The sequence below is a fragment of the Sphaerimonospora thailandensis genome (assembly GCF_016863115.1).
GTDB lineage: Bacteria > Actinomycetota > Actinomycetes > Streptosporangiales > Streptosporangiaceae > Sphaerimonospora > Sphaerimonospora cavernae.
The window spans coordinates 15,312-29,850 of the sequence record NZ_BOOG01000034.1 but is presented as its reverse complement, the minus strand read 5'-3'; the positions used below and the strand labels follow the sequence as shown (position 1 = coordinate 29,850).

At 70.9% G+C, this 14,539-nt stretch carries 15 protein-coding genes; 4 read left to right on the top strand and 11 right to left on the bottom strand.

What is annotated here, in order from left to right; genetic code table 11:
- Window positions 1-85: 85 nt before the first annotated feature.
- The 7 genes from Mth01_RS18105 to Mth01_RS18075 are packed head-to-tail and all read right to left on the bottom strand — an operon-like array spanning window position 86 to window position 7,636.
- A complete protein-coding gene (locus Mth01_RS18105; RefSeq protein WP_204017059.1) occupies window positions 86-1,270 on the bottom strand; it encodes an acyl-CoA dehydrogenase family protein in 1,185 nt (394 codons plus the stop codon).
- Between the two features lie 8 nt (window positions 1,271-1,278).
- Window positions 1,279-2,301, bottom strand: coding sequence for a 4-hydroxy-2-oxovalerate aldolase (gene dmpG / locus Mth01_RS18100; protein ID WP_204017058.1), 1,023 nt, complete (start codon window positions 2,299-2,301; stop codon window positions 1,279-1,281).
- A 12-nt stretch (window positions 2,302-2,313) separates the two neighbouring features.
- Window positions 2,314-3,219, bottom strand: a complete 906-nt coding sequence (locus Mth01_RS18095) for an acetaldehyde dehydrogenase (acetylating) (protein ID WP_275408975.1) — start codon at window positions 3,217-3,219, stop codon at window positions 2,314-2,316.
- A gap of 11 nt (window positions 3,220-3,230) precedes the next feature.
- Entirely contained in the window at window positions 3,231-4,031 is an 801-nt protein-coding gene (locus Mth01_RS18090; RefSeq protein ID WP_204017056.1) for a 2-keto-4-pentenoate hydratase, read from the bottom strand.
- A gap of 20 nt (window positions 4,032-4,051) precedes the next feature.
- Complete coding sequence (locus Mth01_RS18085; RefSeq protein ID WP_204017055.1) at window positions 4,052-5,080, bottom strand: ferredoxin--NADP reductase; 1,029 nt, start codon at window positions 5,078-5,080, stop codon at window positions 4,052-4,054.
- 1 nt (window position 5,081) lies between these two features.
- Window positions 5,082-6,752, bottom strand: a complete 1,671-nt coding sequence (locus Mth01_RS18080) for an FAD-binding protein (protein ID WP_204017054.1) — start codon at window positions 6,750-6,752, stop codon at window positions 5,082-5,084.
- Window positions 6,749-7,636, bottom strand: coding sequence for an alpha/beta fold hydrolase (locus Mth01_RS18075; protein ID WP_204017053.1), 888 nt, complete (start codon window positions 7,634-7,636; stop codon window positions 6,749-6,751). The genes Mth01_RS18080 and Mth01_RS18075 overlap by 4 nt, the downstream gene beginning before the upstream one ends.
- A gap of 260 nt (window positions 7,637-7,896) precedes the next feature.
- On the opposite strand from Mth01_RS18075, the gene Mth01_RS18070 reads away from it, so the two are divergent.
- Window positions 7,897-8,490, top strand: a complete 594-nt coding sequence (locus tag Mth01_RS18070; protein WP_204017052.1) for a flavin reductase family protein — start codon at window positions 7,897-7,899, stop codon at window positions 8,488-8,490.
- Between the two features lie 77 nt (window positions 8,491-8,567).
- Here Mth01_RS18070 and Mth01_RS18065 read toward each other — a convergent pair whose 3' ends face one another.
- Complete coding sequence (locus tag Mth01_RS18065; protein ID WP_239089781.1) at window positions 8,568-9,470, bottom strand: IclR family transcriptional regulator; 903 nt, start codon at window positions 9,468-9,470, stop codon at window positions 8,568-8,570.
- A 184-nt stretch (window positions 9,471-9,654) separates the two neighbouring features.
- Between Mth01_RS18065 and Mth01_RS18060 the strand changes: the two genes are divergently transcribed.
- Both Mth01_RS18060 and Mth01_RS18055 read left to right on the top strand, forming a co-directional pair.
- Window positions 9,655-10,536 (top strand): LLM class F420-dependent oxidoreductase, encoded by an 882-nt coding sequence (locus Mth01_RS18060; RefSeq protein WP_204017051.1) that lies wholly within the window; start codon window positions 9,655-9,657, stop codon window positions 10,534-10,536.
- On the top strand, window positions 10,529-11,041 hold the full coding sequence (locus Mth01_RS18055; RefSeq protein ID WP_204017050.1) for a nuclear transport factor 2 family protein: 513 nt from the start codon (window positions 10,529-10,531) through the stop codon (window positions 11,039-11,041). The genes Mth01_RS18060 and Mth01_RS18055 overlap by 8 nt, the downstream gene beginning before the upstream one ends.
- A 79-nt stretch (window positions 11,042-11,120) precedes the next feature.
- On the opposite strand, the gene Mth01_RS18050 is transcribed toward Mth01_RS18055, so the two are convergent.
- From Mth01_RS18050 to Mth01_RS18040, 3 genes are read right to left on the bottom strand one after another with little or no spacing between them, the layout of a single operon-like run.
- Complete coding sequence (locus Mth01_RS18050; RefSeq protein WP_204017049.1) at window positions 11,121-11,957, bottom strand: SDR family NAD(P)-dependent oxidoreductase; 837 nt, start codon at window positions 11,955-11,957, stop codon at window positions 11,121-11,123.
- Entirely contained in the window at window positions 11,957-12,445 is a 489-nt protein-coding gene (locus tag Mth01_RS18045) for a nuclear transport factor 2 family protein (protein WP_204017048.1), read from the bottom strand. The genes Mth01_RS18050 and Mth01_RS18045 overlap by 1 nt, the downstream gene beginning before the upstream one ends.
- A complete protein-coding gene (locus Mth01_RS18040) occupies window positions 12,432-13,340 on the bottom strand; it encodes an LLM class F420-dependent oxidoreductase (RefSeq protein ID WP_239089780.1) in 909 nt (302 codons plus the stop codon). The genes Mth01_RS18045 and Mth01_RS18040 overlap by 14 nt, the downstream gene beginning before the upstream one ends.
- 279 nt (window positions 13,341-13,619) lie before the next feature.
- Between Mth01_RS18040 and Mth01_RS18035 the strand changes: the two genes are divergently transcribed.
- Window positions 13,620-14,474 carry a hypothetical protein gene (locus tag Mth01_RS18035; protein ID WP_204017047.1) on the top strand — a complete coding sequence of 285 codons (855 nt, stop codon included), beginning with the start codon at window positions 13,620-13,622 and terminating at the stop codon, window positions 14,472-14,474.
- Window positions 14,475-14,539: the final 65 nt, after the last annotated feature.

The following is a 14,539-nucleotide window of genomic DNA, read 5'->3' as shown; positions in this document are numbered from 1 at the left end:
GGGGCCTTTCCGGTTCTGGCCGCCGTTGTGGTTCTCAGATCGTCCGGGTTCTCAGATCGCCCGGGTTCTCAGATCGTCCGGGTTCTCAGATCATCGAACGCATCGGGCCCTGGGGCGGCTCGATGCCGAGCTGGGTCAGCGCCGAGACGTGGAAGACCGCGCCCGGCACGTGGATGGCGTGGGTCAGGCCCACGTGGGCGTCCCGCCAGAAGCGCTGGATGGGGTTGTCCACGCGCATGGCGTTGCCACCCGACCTCGCCACGATCTCGTCGACCGCGCGCACCGCCCGCCAGGCCGCCTGGACCTGGGTGCGCCGGCCCACCGCGCGGTCGTCGAAGGTGATCTCACGGCCCGCGACGACGGCGTCGTACATGCGCGAGACGTTGTCGAGCAGCGCCGCGCGGGCCGCCGCGATCTCCGCCGCCGCCTCGCTGATCGCGTAGAGCACGTACGGATCATCCTTGATCTTGGTGCCGGTGATCTGGACGCGGCCCTTCTGGTAGGTCATGTGGTGGGCGAGCGCGCCCTCGGCGATGCCGATCACCGACGCGGTGATGCCGAGCGGGAAGGCGACGGAGAACGGCAGGAGGTAGGTCGGGTTGGTCAGCCCCGCCTCCCTGACGGCGCTGCCGTCGAACACCTTCGCGACCGGGATGACCCGGTAGTCGGGGACGAACGCGTCCTTGACGATGATGTCCTTGCTGCCGGTCCCGCGCAGGCCGACGACGTTCCAGGAGTCCTCGACGATCTCGTAGTCGGAGCGCGGCAGGATCAGGTGCAGCTGCTGCGGCGGCTGGGTCCGATTGCCTTCGGCGTCGCCGAGGATGCCGCCGAGGAAGATCCAGTCGCAGTGGTCGGTCCCGGAGGAGAACTGCCAGCGGCCGTTGAAGATGTAGCCGCCCTCGACCGGCCGGGCGACGCCCATCGGCGCGTACGGCGAGGCCATCCAGGTGTCCTGGTTCTCCCCCCAGACCTCCTGCTGCACCCTGGGGTCGGCGAACGCCATCTCCCACGGGTGCACGCCGACGACGCCGGCCACCCAGCCGGTCGAACCGTCCAGGCTCGCGATCTTCATCACGGTCTCGGCGAACTCCCGGGGGTGCACCTCGAGGCCGCCGTGGGTCTTCGGCTGCAGCATCCGGATGACGCCCGTCTCGCGCAGCACCTTGGCCGCCTGGTCGTCCAGCCGGCCCAGCGCCTCGTTGGAGGGGCCGAGGGCGGCGATCTCCTCGGCCCGTTGGGTGACCGCTTCCAGAACCGGATTTGTCATAGCTTGTCTCACTTCTTCGCCGCGAGGGCGACCGCGATCTCGATGAGCTGGTCTTCCTGCCCGCCGATCAGCTTGCGGCGCCCGGCCTCGATGAGGATCTCGGCGCCGGACACGCCGTACTTCTTCGCCTGACGATCGGCGTGCTTGAGGAAGCTGGAGTAGACGCCCGCGTAGCCCATGGTCAGCGTCATCCGGTCGAGCAGGCACTCGCCGTCCATGATCGGGCGTACCACGTCCTCGGCGGCGTCAATGATCTTGAGGGTGTCGATGCCGGTGCGGATGCCGAGCTTCTCGGTGACGGCGGCGAACGCCTCCAGCGGCGTGTTGCCCGCGCCCGCGCCGAACCTCCGCACCGAACCGTCGATCTGCTGGGCACCGGCCCGCACGGCGAGGATCGAGTTGGCGACCCCGAGCCCGACGTTCTCATGGCCGTGGAAGCCGACCTGGGCGTCGGAGCCGAGCTCGGCCACGAGGGCGGCGATCCGGTCGCTGGTCTGCTCCATGATCAACGCGCCCGCCGAGTCGACGACGTACACGCACTGGCACCCGGCGTCCGCCATGATCCGCGCCTGCCTGGCCAGCACCTCCGGCGGCTGGCTGTGCGACATCATCAGGAACCCGACGGTCTCCAGGCCGAGCTCCCGGGCCAGGCCGAAGTGCTGGATGGAGACGTCGGCCTCGGTGCAGTGCGTGGCGATCCGGCAGATGCTCGCACCGTTGTCGGCGGCCTCGCGGATGTCGTCCTTGACGCCGACACCGGGCAGCATCAGGAAGGCGATCTTGGCGCGCCTGGCCGTGGCGACCGCGGCCTTGATCAGCTCCTGCTCCGGAGTGTGACTGAAGCCGTAGTTGAACGAAGAACCGCCGAGGCCGTCGCCGTGCGTCACCTCGATGACCGGCACGCCCGCGTCATCGAGCGCGGCGACGATGGACCTGACGTGCTCGACGGTGAACTGGTGCTGCTTGGCGTGCGAGCCGTCCCGCAGGCACGAGTCCGTGATGCGGATGTCGAGGTCGGCGCTGTAGGGCATGGGTCGATCTCCTTACGAGTGGATGCGCTGCGCGAAGCCCTCGCCGACCTTGGTGGCGGCGGCCGTCATGATGTCGAGGTTGCCCGAGTAGGGCGGCAGGAAGTCGCCGGCGCCCTCGACCTCGACGAACACCGCGACGCGGGCGAGCCCGCCGCTGACGGCCGTCGGGTCGTCGAACTGCGGCTCGGTGCGCAGCCGGTAGCCGGGCACGTAGGAGGCGACCTCGGCGGCGACCTCCTTGATCGAGGTCGCGATGGCCTCCCGGTCGGCGTCGACGGGGATCGAACAGAAGATCGTGTCCTGCATGAGCATCGGCGGCTCGGCCGGGTTGAGGATGATGATGGCCTTGCCCCGCCGGGCGCCGCCGATCGTCTCGATGCCGCGGGCTGTCGTCTTGGTGAACTCGTCGATGTTGGCGCGGGTGCCGGGACCGGCCGACGGGGACGCGACGCTGGCGACGATCTCCGCGTACGCCACCTCGGTCACCCGGGAGACCGCGTACACCATCGGGATCGTGGCCTGGCCGCCGCAGGTGATCAGGCTGACGTTGGGCGCGTCCAGGTGCGCGCCGAGGTTCACCGCCGGCACCACCGCCGGGCCGATCGCGGCCGGGGTCAGGTCCACGGCCTGGATGCCGAGCTCCTTGTACCTGGGCGCGTTCTCCCGGTGGACGTACGCCGAGGTCGCCTCGAAGACGATGTCGGGACGCTCGTCCTGGGCGAGCAGCCAGTCCACACCGTCGGCCGAGGCGATCAGGCCGTTGTCCCTGGCCCGCTTCAGGCCGGGGCTTTCGGGATCCACGCCGATCATCCAGCGCGGCTCGATCACCTCCGACCGCAGCAGCTTGTACATCAGGTCGGTCCCGATGTTCCCTGAGCCGACGATCGCGGCACTCGCCCTGGTCCGTCCAGATGTCACTGATCTCACCCTCATTCGAATCGAGCGGTCACGGAGCCGAGCCCGGCGAACTCGGCGCGGAAGGTGTCGCCGGGGCGCACGTCGACGGCTCGGGTGCAGGACCCGGGGAGGATGACGTGGCCTGCCTCGAGCTTGACCCCGAAGGAGGCGACCTTCCTGGCCAGCCAGGCGACGGCGGTGGTCGGATCGCCCAGGACCGCACTGGTGTTGCCCCGCGTCACCTCGGCATCGCCGTTGTAGAGCACGGCCTCGATGTCGGCGATGTCCACGCCGGCGGCCCGCAGCTCGGCCGGGGTGCGCCGGGCCGCGCCCAGCAGCACGCCGGCCGAGGACGCGTTGTCGGCGATCGTGTCGGCCAGGCCGATCTTCCAGTCCCTGATGCGGCTGTCGATGAGCTCCAGGCTCGCCACGATGTACTCCGTGGCGGCCAGCACGTCCTCTTCGGTGCACCCCTCGCCGGGCAGGCTCGACCCGAGCACGTAGCCGATCTCGACCTCGATGCGGGGGTAGCAGTACCGGCCGGTCTGGACGGGCTCGTCCTCCGACAGCACCATCGTGTCGAGCAGGTGGCCGTAGTCGGGCTCGTCGACGCCCATCATCTTCTGCATCACCGGTGAGGACAGCCCCACCTTGTGCCCGTACACCCCGGCCCCCCCGGCCAGGCGGCGGCGGATGTTGACGAGCTGGATCTCGTAGGCGTCGACGACGTCGATGCCCGGGAAGGACTCGGTCAGCGGCTCGATCGGCGCCCGGTCCCGCTCGGCCGCCCACAGCCGCTCCGCCGCTTCCGCGCGCAGCGCCTCCTCAAGCATCTCGTCCTCCCGGGTGGGTCTCAGTCGTCATAGCTGATCTTGATTTGGTCGGTGACCGGGACGGCCTGGCAGCCGAGGATGAGGCCCTCGGCGAGGTCCTGCGCGTCGAGGATCGTGTTGCGCTCCAGCGTGACCTCGCCGTCGAGCAGGACGCAGGCGCAGGCGCTGCACGACCCCTCACGGCAGGAGTACGGAGCGTCCATCCCGGCGGCCAGCATCACGTCGAGCAGCGTGTTGCCCTTGGGCCAGTCCAGGGTGCGGGTCTCACCGTCGAGCGTGACCTCAACCGTGGCCGTGGGTCCGGCGGAGTCGATGACCACGTCGGAGTCGGCGAACGGGTCGCCGGTCAGCGACTCGAACCGCTCGACCCTGATCCGCCGGTCGGGAACCCCCAGACCGGTCAGCGCCTCGGTGACCAGGTCCATGAACGGCCCGGGACCGCAGACGAACGCCTCACGTGCCGCGTACGGCCCGGCCAGGGCGGCCAGCGCGGCCGCGGTGGGCAGGCCCTGCACCGACTCCAGCCAGTGGACGACGGTCAGCCGCTCGCCGTGCTGGCCGGCCAGCGCGATCAGCTCTTCGCGGAAGATGACCGAGCTCTCGTCCCGGTTGGCGTAGACGAGGGTGACGCTCCCCTTCCCGGCGCGCAGGCAGGACTTGAGGATCGACATGACCGGCGTGACGCCGCTGCCCGCCGCGAACAGCAGCAGGTCCTCGTCGAGTGAGGCGGGGGTGAACGTCCCGGAGGGGCGCAGCACCTCCAGCACGTCGCCCTCGGTGACGTTGTCGCAGATCCAGTTCGAGCCGTAGCCGTCCCTGGTCCGCTTGACCGTCACCTTGAGCTTCTCACCGCAGACGGGTGAACTGCTGAGCGAGTAGCAGCGGGCCGCCCCCTCTGGGCGGGTGGTCGGCACCCGGATGGTCAGGAACTGTCCGGGCTTGTAGCCGAACCTGGCGTGGTCCCCGTCGGCGGGTTCGAGCACGAGGGAGTGGGCGTCCGGGGTCTCCTTGATGACCTCGACGACCCGGACCTTCAACTGCGGCGACATCTCAGGCCACACCCGCACCCGATCGCACCGCCGCCGCGTGCCGGGCGGCGATGTACCCGAAGACGATCGAGGGACCGATCGTGGCGCCCGCCCCGGCGTACTCGTTGCCCATCACCGAGGCCGAGACGTTGCCCGTGGCGTACAGGCCCTCGATCGCCGAGCCGTCGGCGCGCAGCACCCGGCTGTGCTCGTCGCAGACCAGCCCGCCCTTGGTGCCGAGGTCGCCGGCCTCGATCCGGAAGGCGTAGAACGGCGCCCTGTCGATGAGGTCCATGGTCGGGTTCTTCAGCGTGGGGTCGCCGTAGTAGCGGTCGTAGGCGCTGTCGCCGCGGCCGAAGTCGCCGTCCTTGCCGGTCCGGGCGAACCCGTTGAAGCGCTCGATGGTCTCGGTCAGCGCGCCGGCCGGCACACTGATCTTGGCGGCGAGCTCGGCGATCGTGTCGGCCCGGAAGGCCAGGCCCTTGTCGTAGAACGCCTTCGGGATCGGCGCCCCGGGCAGGATCTGGGCGAACGGGTAGCGGGAGCGGGCCTTGGCGTCCATCACGAACCACGCGGGCACGTGCCCGCCCTCGAGCTGGTCGTGGACGAAGTTCACGTACGGCGCCGACTCGTTGGTGAACCTCCTGCCCTCGGCCGAGACGATGACCGACGGCGGGATGGAGCGCTCCGACACCAGCGGGATCGTCGCCCCCGCCGGGTGCTGCACGGCCGGCATCCACCAGGCGTCGTCCATCAGGTCCAGGGCCGCGCCGACCCGCTCGCCGGCCAGGATGCCGTCGCCGGTGTTCTCCCTGGCGCCCATGCCGAAGTCGGCCCGGCCGCCCTCCGGCAGGTACTTCTCGCGCATCTGCTGGTTGTGGTCGAAGCCGCCGGTGGCCAGCAGCACGCCGTACCTGCCGCGGATGCGGACGGGCGTGCCGTCGCGCTCGGCGGTGATGCCGGCGACGGCGCCGCTCGCGTCGGTGACCAGGCCGGTCATCGGCGTTTTCAGCCACAGCGGGATCCCGGCGTCCTTCATCGCCATCCGCAGCCGGGCGACCAGCGCCCGCCCGCCGGTGGCCATGTGCCGCCGGCGGATCACGTTGGACGACACCCGCCAGGCCGCGACGACCGAGGCCCAGCGGCCGCGCCAGGTGCGCTTCACCATGGCCAGGTCGTGGTAGTCCTTGGCGGTGATCCACAGGCCGAGCGGGCCTTTCATGCTGTTGGGACGCTGGAACCGCTCGTCCTCCCGCAGGTTGCGGGTGTCGAACGGCAGCGCCTCGATGGTCCGGCCGAGCGGCCGGCCGCCCTCCAGCTCGGGGTGGTAGTCGGCGTAGCCCTTCACCCAGAAGAAGCGCATCCACTTGCTCCTGCCGAGCAGCTCCATCGCCGCCGGGCCGTTGTCGACGTACGCCTCCAGCCGGGCCGACGGGACCCGCCCCTCGGTGATCAGCTCGAGGTAGCGGCGGACGGACTCGCGGCTGTCGTCGTGCCCCTTGGCCCGCAGGGTCGGGTTGTTGGGGATCCAGATCCCCCCGCCGGAGATCCCGGTGCTGCCGCCGTACATCGAGCCCTTCTCGACGACGATGACCGACAGCCCGCTGTCGTGCGCGGCCAGCGCGGCCGTCATGCCGCCGCCGCCGCTGCCGACCACGACCAGGTCGAACTCCTCGTCCCAGTGCGCGCTCACTCGCCGTCCTTCCTGGTGAGGAAGGCCAGCACGGCGCTCTCCCAGGCCGCCTTCTGCTCGATCATGACCCAGTGCCCGCAGTTGGGGAAGATGTGCACCTCGACGTCGGGGATCATGCGCATGGGCAGCAGCGCCATGTCGACGGGGCTGACCCGGTCGTCGCGGCCCCACGTGAGCAGCGTCCTGGCCTTCAGCTTGTGCAGCATCGCCCATGACGGCGGGGTGGTGGAGGCCGCCTGGGCGGCCATGTTGGCGGCGAACGCGGCCGAGCCGTACATGCGCTTGGCCGCGGCCAGCGTCTCGGGCTCGGTCGCCAGGGCCCAGCGCTCCTCGATCAGTTCCTCGGTCACCATCGCCGGGTTGTAGACCATGGAGTGGAGCCATCGGACGAGCCGCTCGCGGGTGGGGTCGTCGGTGAACTCCGTCAGCAGCTTGACGCCCTCGCCCGGGGCGGGGCTGAAGATGTTCCTGCCCATGCCGCCGATCGTGACCAGCCGGCGCACCCGGTCGGGATGGGCGATCGCCACGTCGGTGCCCACGAACCCGCCCATGGAGTTGCCGATCACGTCGACCTGCCGCAGACCGAGGCCGTCGAGGAAGCGGATCACCGCCGACCTCGCGGCGACCATCGGGTGCTCGGATGTCGGGTCGCTGACCCCGAACCCGGGGAACTCCAGGATGAGACAGCGGAAGTGCTCGGCGAACGTGGCGAGGTTGCCGCGGAAGTTGCGCCAGCCGGTGACGCCGGGCCCCGAGCCGTGCAGGAGCAGCAGCGGCGGGCCTTCACCGGCCTCGTGGTAGCGCAGCACGCCCTGATCCGTCGCGAGTTCACGCGACGTCGACTCGTAGGTCAACGTCGATTCACGGGTCAACTCGGTGGTCATCTTCCGCCCCAGTCAGAGAAATGTCAGCTTCGGGGAACGTAACCAACGGTGGCGTGCCGCCATAGCGAGCATCCCGATGAGCGGGATGTCGCCGCCCTCCCCCGTCTGGGCGGCCTGTGATGGTGCGACGGGAATGCCCGGCTCCCGGAAAGCCTTCCACTCAACGGGATCCGCCCTCCGGCACGTCGCGGGGCGCTTTGTAGGTTCAAGACAGGAGATCCGCCACGGCGGCGGGTGCGATGGCAACGCGAGGTGAACGCATGGCAGTCGAGTCCACCGAGTCCGCGCTGACGGCAGGCCCTATCGATGTGGCGGTCGACGAGTCCGTGGAGGTGGCTCCGCCCACGCCGCTGGAGTTCCGGCGGGCGATGGGGATGTTCGCCAGCGGGGTGACCGTGGTGACCGGCATCGACGACGGCGAACCGGTGGGTTTCGCCTGCCAGTCGTTCGCCTCGGTCTCCCTCGAGCCGCCACTGGTGCTGTTCTGCGCCGACCGCGGCGGCCGCACCTGGCCGCGGATCAGGAAGTCGGGCCTCTTCTGTGTGAACGTGCTGGCCGAGCACCAGGTCGACGTCTGCAACCGGTTCGGCTCCAGCAAGGGCAAGAAGTTCGACGGGCTCGAGTGGGACGTGTCCCGCTGGGGGGTCCCCGCGCTGCGGGGCGTGCTCGTACGGATCCACGCCGAGGTGTACGACGTGCACGTGGCCGGAGACCATGACGTGGTCTTCGGCCATGTCATGGAGTTGGAGACGACCGGTGAGGGACGGCCGCTGGTCTTCTACCGCGGCCGCTTCGGGCTCGACGAGCCGCAGCTGGGGCCGAACCTGTGGGGCTGGGGCGACCGCTGGGGGTAAGCCCCGGGGAGGGGGTCCCGGGAGGCGGGGCGGGCCGCCTCCCCCGCCGGGGCCTCGTCGGCGGCCGGGCGGCGCAGCTACCTCCAGTCACCGTTCTGGCCGGCCTCGAGAAGCCGGTTCATGGCCTCGGGCGACCACGTCTGCTCCGGTGCCCGGTGCGGCACCCGGCTCCCCGGACGGCTCCGCCGCTGGGTGGCCAGATCGGGGAAGAGGGCCAGTGACGCCTGCCGTGCCGCGTCGACCACGAGCGGTGCGACCTTCTCCAGCGGGGTGCGCGCCTCGCCGACCAGGGAGATGCTCGCCACCGGCCCCTCGGGGCCGCGGATGGCGGCCGCCACACAGGAGATGCTGGGGAAGCACTCCCCCCGTTCGAAGGCCAGGCCCCGGCGCCGCCGGATCCGGTTCAGCTCCTGGTGCAGGGTGGCGATGTCGCCGATCGTCCGGTTGGTCAGCCGGCTGATGCGCCCGCCGATCGCGCTGTCGACCTGCTCGGGCTCCAGCCAGGCGAGGATGGCCTTGCCCAGCGCGGTCGAGTGGGCCGGCGCCCGGCCGCCGACGCGGGAGGGCACCGACAGGGCGAACCGCCCGCCCACCTTGTCGAGGTAGAAGACTTCGGCGTCGTCGAGGACCGCCAGGTGGACGACCATCCCCGTCCTGATCTGCAGGCTGTGCAGCAGCGGAGCCGCCGCCTCCCTGATCTCGCCGTGGCCGCCGTCCCGGCCGCCGAGCCCGAGCGCGCGTGAACCCAGGCTGTAGCCGTACGAACTGTGCTCGAGCCAGTTCAACCGCACCAACTGGTCCAGGATCCGGTGAGCGGTGGAGCGCGGCAGGCGGGTGACTCCCGCCACGTCCTCCAGGGTGAGACGGGTGGAGCGGCCCGGGAACGCGTCCAGGATCAGGGTCATCCGCTCGACCATCGACGGCGGCAGCTCCCGCTGTGCGGGCGCCGGCGACTCGGACATGACGCTGGCAGCGGTCATCGCACCCCCAAAACTGAAACGAATTCTTGTATTGGAATGTAGCAACGAGACCCGACGGAGGGAAGCCCCATCGAAGCACCCGAAATGCTACTAGATGTCCGATTCCAGTCAGCGGGACCCCCGGTATGAACTCTCCGGTCGCAACTAGAAAGATTTCTGGTGACGTCGGCAGAGGGGGACAGGCATGAGGATCGGGATCACCACCCCGGTGGTGGTGCGGCAACCGAGCGTGAGCGCGGAGTGGGAGCGAACGGCGGGGATCGAGGAGATCGGACAGGTCGCCGAGACGGCCGACCGGCTGGGCTATCACCACATCACCTGCAGCGAGCACGTCGCCGTCCCGGTCGAGGCGGCCGAGCAGCGCGGCGGCGCCTACTGGGACCCGCTGGCCACGCTCGGCTACCTCGCCGCGCGCACCACGCGCATCCGGCTGGCCACCAAGGTGCTCGTTCTCGGCTACCATCACCCCCTCGCGATCGCCAAGCGGTACGGCACGCTCGACCGCGTCAGCGGCGGCCGGCTCGTCCTGGGTCTGGGCGTGGGAAGCCTCAAGGAGGAGTTCGAGCTGCTCGGCGCCCCCTTCGAGGGTCGCGGCGCGCGTGCCGACGAGGCCATCGCCGCGCTACGCGCGGCCCTGGGCCGGCGCGTCCCGGAGTTCCACGGCGAGTTCTACGACTTCGCCGGCTTCGTGGTGGAACCGCACGCGGTGCAGGAACGCGTCCCGCTGTGGATCGGCGGCCGGACCGCGCGCTCGCTGCGACGGGCGGTGACCCACGGCGACGGCTGGGTCCCGTTCGGCCTCCCCCTGGACACGCTGTCGGCGATGGTCCGCCAGGCGGGCCTGCCCGACGGCTTCGACATCGTGCTCGGCCCCGGGCGCCCGCTCGACCCGTCAGGATCGCCGGAGGCCGCCGAGCGCGCGCTCGGGGCGGTGCGCGAGGCGGGCGCGACCATCGCCGGCGTTCACGTGGCCGCCGAGTCGGCCGGCCACTACTGCGAGCAACTCGAGGCGCTGCACGCCCTCGGCACCAAGATCGGAATCGTTTTCGGAGACGCGGATGACTGACAACAGGGACATCGAGCAGCGGCTGGCCAGGCTGGAGGAGCGCACGCGCGCGGTCGAGGACGAGCTGGAGATCACCCGGTTGATCCTCTCCTACGGCCCGCTCGTCGACAGCGGCAGCGCCGAAGCCGTCGCCGGGCTGTGGGAGCGCGACGGTGTGTACGACGTGGACGAGTTGGTGATGACCGGGCAGGACGAGATCGCCGCGATGGTCGGGTCCGACCGGCACCAGGGCTGGATCGCCGGCGGATGCGCGCACTTCATCGGCGCGCCCCACGTCACGGTGAACGGCGACGAGGCGGTCGCCGTCTGCTACTCCCTCATGGTGCTGAACGGGGCGGCCCGTGAGGGGGGCCCCGGCGATTTCCGGGTCCGCCGGGCGACCGCCAACCACTGGCGGCTGCGCCGGGGACCGGACGGCTGGCGGGTCACCGCCCGCACCGGCCGGGTGCTCGACGGCCGGACCGAGTCGCCCGAGCTGCTCGTGAGCGGCATCCCGACGGAATAGCGATGACAGGCCGGGGCGACACCCGGCACGGAACGTGGGACGGGCCCCTTCCCGGGGGCCCGTTTCACGTTGGCTCCGCTCAGGGCTCGTTCGGCATGTTCGTCCAGCCCTTGCGGTCCTTGCGGCCGTACCATCCGGACGCGGCCAGCGTCCCGCCGTCCACCGGGATCGTGTGGCCGGTGACGAAGCGGGCCTCGTCGGAGGCGAGGAACTCCACGACGGCGGCGTAGTCGTCGGGCTCGCCGTACCGGCCGAGCGGGATCCACAGCGGGATCAGTCCGGGGTCGCGGCCGCGCAGCATCGCACTCGCCGGCGTCTGCTCGGTGTCGGCCAGGTCCGGCGCGATCGCGTTGACCCGCACGCCGTACTGCCCCACCTCCACGGCGAGGCTTTTGGTGAACGCCGAGACCCCGGCGTTGTAGGCGGAGTAGACGGCATGCCCCGGGATGCCGCGGAACGCCTCCACGGTGGAGTTGTTGACGACGCATCCGGAGCGCCGTTCCACCATGACGGGCAGGACGGCGTGGCTCATCTTGAACACGTGCAGCAGGTTCAGCTCGTACAGGCGCTGCCACTGGCCGGGCCTGCTGTGCAGGAACGTCTTCGACGCCGGGCGGAAGTCACCCACGTTGTTCACCAGCACGTCGACGCGGCCGTCACCGGCCGCCAGCGCGGTGTCGAGCACGCGCTCGACCACGTCGTCGTCGCTCGCGTCACCGGCGACCACCACGCAGCGTCCCCCGGCCGCCTCGATGTCCAGGCGGGTCCGCTCGGCCGCCTCGGCGTCGATGTCGGCCAGCACCACCAGGTCGCCCCGCCGGGCGAGGCGGCGGCTGACCGCGCCGCCGATCCCCAGCGCCCCGCCGGTCACCACCGAGACCCTGCTCGAGGCTCGGCTCTCCCCTGACGTGGTCATCATGCTCCTTCTTTCCGGCTTTCCCTCACGTCCTGCCCGCGCATGCGGCGTACCGGCCCGGTCTCGATCCAGTCGATCCGTACGGCCCGGCGGGCGATCCGCCAGGCGCCGCCCTCGCGCCGGTAGTCGTCGGCGTAGCGCAGGTGCCACACCAGGTCCGACGGCCCGCCGGCCCGCTCCGACAGATGATGTGCGACGCAGGCCACCCGGCCGACGGCCGATCCCGGCTCGGGCCCGGCGTCGAAGACCTGACCGGCGAGCGCGTGGAAGGTCAACGCCATCGCCCCCAGGGCGGACATCGCGCCGGCGATCTCCTCGTGCCCCCGCCGGACGATGACCGGCTCGAGCGTGCCCGGCGGATCGGGCAGGACGAGCACGCCGTCCCCGGTGAACAGACCGGTCAGCGCCGCGATGTCCCGCTCGTCGGCCAGCAGGGCGTACCGGGCGACCAGGTCGGCGAGCTCGGTCCGGTCGTCACCGCTGAGCATGCGAGGTGAGTCCGAGACGCTCGGCGCAGGCCGACAGCTCGTCCTTGGCCGCGCCCAGGTCCGATGTCGGCGTGGGCGACAGCAGGATCCGGTTCGCGCCGAGGGCGGCCAGCGACTCGGCCTTCTCCGGCGTGACGCGGGATACGAGGTGGCCGAGGGTGAGGGCGAGAGCGTCCGGGTCACGGCCGGCCCGCTCGGCCTCGGTGCGCATCACCTCGACCAGCTTCCGCAGTTCGTCGCCCACCACGCCGAGCGGTTGCAGGCCGTCGCCGTACCGGCCGGCCCGGCGCGCCGCCGCCACGCTGTGGCCGCCGATGTGGATCGGCACTCCGTTCGGCTGAACCGGCTTGGGGTAGCACATCGCCCCGTCGAAGTCGAAGAACTCCCCGTGGAAGCCGACCCCCGCCGCGGACCTGTCCGCCCACAGCGCGCGCAGCACCTGGATCTGCTCGTTCGCCCGGCGGCCCCGGCTGGCGAAGTCGGCGCCGCAGGCCTCGATCTCCTCCTTCATCCAGCCCATGCCGACGCACAGCCGCAACCTCCCGCCGGACAGGGCGTCGACCGTGGCGAGTCGCTTGGCCAGCACGACGGGATGGTGGTTGGGCAGGACCAGGACCCCGGTGGCCAGGCCGATGCGGTCCGTCCGCCCGGCCAGGAAGGCCAGCAGGTCAAGCGGATCCGGGATGTCGCAGTCGTCCTTGAGCTCCATCTTCCCCGACTTGTCATAGGGGTAGACGCTCGAATAGCCGCTCATCACCACCGCGTGCTCGACGACCACGATGGACTCGAACCCGCACCCCTCGGCGTGCCGGGCGAAGCCGCTGATCCACTCGGGGTCGGCGGTCGTGTTCGCGGCGACCGGCGCCAGCACCGCGTACTTCATCGCGTACTTCATGACGCCGCCCGCCGATCGAGACCCATGCGTCGCATGCCGTTCCCTTCTTCCGTGCTCCGGGCTCGCGACGCTACCGGGACCATCGTGTCGTGGACGATGTTGCTCCCGTTGGCCGGGACGAGGACCCGCCACGTCGTTTTGTGTGCGTTTCCCATCACGACCCCTTTACGATGTAGATTTTTCAGTCGATCGGGGTGAGCGGATTTTCCGATCGGCTGGGTGGCAGGGTCGCGGCTGTGCTGCACTGATGAGAAGCGATCGGCGGAGGGCTGACGATTCATGACACTGCGCAACGGACACCGGAGGACGATGACGGCCCTGGCCGCGCTCTGCCTGCTCGCGTCCGCCTGCGGCGCGGCGGAGAAGTCCCCCGAGGAGGGGATGCCGCCCGGACGGACAGTGCCCGGACAGACAGGGCCCGGCGCGTCGGCGACCGCCACGCCCGCCGACAGCCCGGGCACCGGCGGCGCCACCGGGCCGAGCTCCTCCCCCAATGACGATGCTTCCCTGGTGGCGGGCCGCTACCAGCCGCTGTGGCCGTTCGCCGACCATGCGCAGGCGCGGTCCTGGACGCTCTCCTACCGTTCCGGCGGCCACCAGCCCTGGCATCTCGACGCCGACCAGACCGCGCTGAGCTTCACCCAGGGCTACCTGGGGTTCAAGGACATCGACCGGGTGATCAGCCGCACCGTCAAGGGGACACACGCCCGCGTGGCCGTCGGGTTCCGCGGTGAGGAGGGCGGACGCGCGATGACCGCCGCCGTGCTCCACCTGGTGAAGTTCGGCGACGAGGCCGACGCGCCGTGGGAGGTGGTGGGCACCGACGACACCACGCTCTCCCTCACCACCCCCGCGTACGGCGCCAGCGTGGCATCACCGGTGCAGGCCGGCGGACGGATCACCGGCGTGGACGAGAGCATCCGCGTCCAGGCCCGCCACCCGGCGAGTGAGGATGCGCTCGGCGAATCCGGTCCCGTGCAGGCGGGCGGCACCGACCAGCCCTGGTCGGCCACCCTCGCGTTCCACGCGACGCCCGGCCAGACGGTGACGCTCGTCGTCAGCACCGGCGGTCACATCGCCGAGGTCGAACGGTTCGCGGTGACCGGCGTCCGCCTCACCCCCGGCGGCGGATGACACGCGGCGATGCACTCGCCATCTGGGCCGCATGACAGGGTGAAGATCGACCGTTGCGGCCGATC

Coding starts and splice junctions, on each gene's coding strand:
- Mth01_RS18050 (WP_204017049.1), bottom strand. CDS start 11,957: ATGACCACGTCAGGGGAGAGCCGAGCCTCGAGCAGGGTCTCGGTGGTG.
- Mth01_RS18105 (WP_204017059.1), bottom strand. CDS start 1,270: ATGACAAATCCGGTTCTGGAAGCGGTCACCCAACGGGCCGAGGAGATC.
- Mth01_RS18070 (WP_204017052.1), top strand. CDS start 7,897: ATGGCAGTCGAGTCCACCGAGTCCGCGCTGACGGCAGGCCCTATCGAT.
- Mth01_RS18060 (WP_204017051.1), top strand. CDS start 9,655: ATGAGGATCGGGATCACCACCCCGGTGGTGGTGCGGCAACCGAGCGTG.
- Mth01_RS18055 (WP_204017050.1), top strand. CDS start 10,529: ATGACTGACAACAGGGACATCGAGCAGCGGCTGGCCAGGCTGGAGGAG.
- Mth01_RS18040 (WP_239089780.1), bottom strand. CDS start 13,340: ATGAAGTACGCGATGAAGTACGCGGTGCTGGCGCCGGTCGCCGCGAAC.
- Mth01_RS18035 (WP_204017047.1), top strand. CDS start 13,620: ATGACACTGCGCAACGGACACCGGAGGACGATGACGGCCCTGGCCGCG.
- Mth01_RS18065 (WP_239089781.1), bottom strand. CDS start 9,470: ATGACCGCTGCCAGCGTCATGTCCGAGTCGCCGGCGCCCGCACAGCGG.
- dmpG (WP_204017058.1), bottom strand. CDS start 2,301: ATGCCCTACAGCGCCGACCTCGACATCCGCATCACGGACTCGTGCCTG.
- Mth01_RS18045 (WP_204017048.1), bottom strand. CDS start 12,445: ATGCTCAGCGGTGACGACCGGACCGAGCTCGCCGACCTGGTCGCCCGG.
- Mth01_RS18075 (WP_204017053.1), bottom strand. CDS start 7,636: ATGACCACCGAGTTGACCCGTGAATCGACGTTGACCTACGAGTCGACG.
- Mth01_RS18090 (WP_204017056.1), bottom strand. CDS start 4,031: ATGCTTGAGGAGGCGCTGCGCGCGGAAGCGGCGGAGCGGCTGTGGGCG.
- Mth01_RS18085 (WP_204017055.1), bottom strand. CDS start 5,080: ATGTCGCCGCAGTTGAAGGTCCGGGTCGTCGAGGTCATCAAGGAGACC.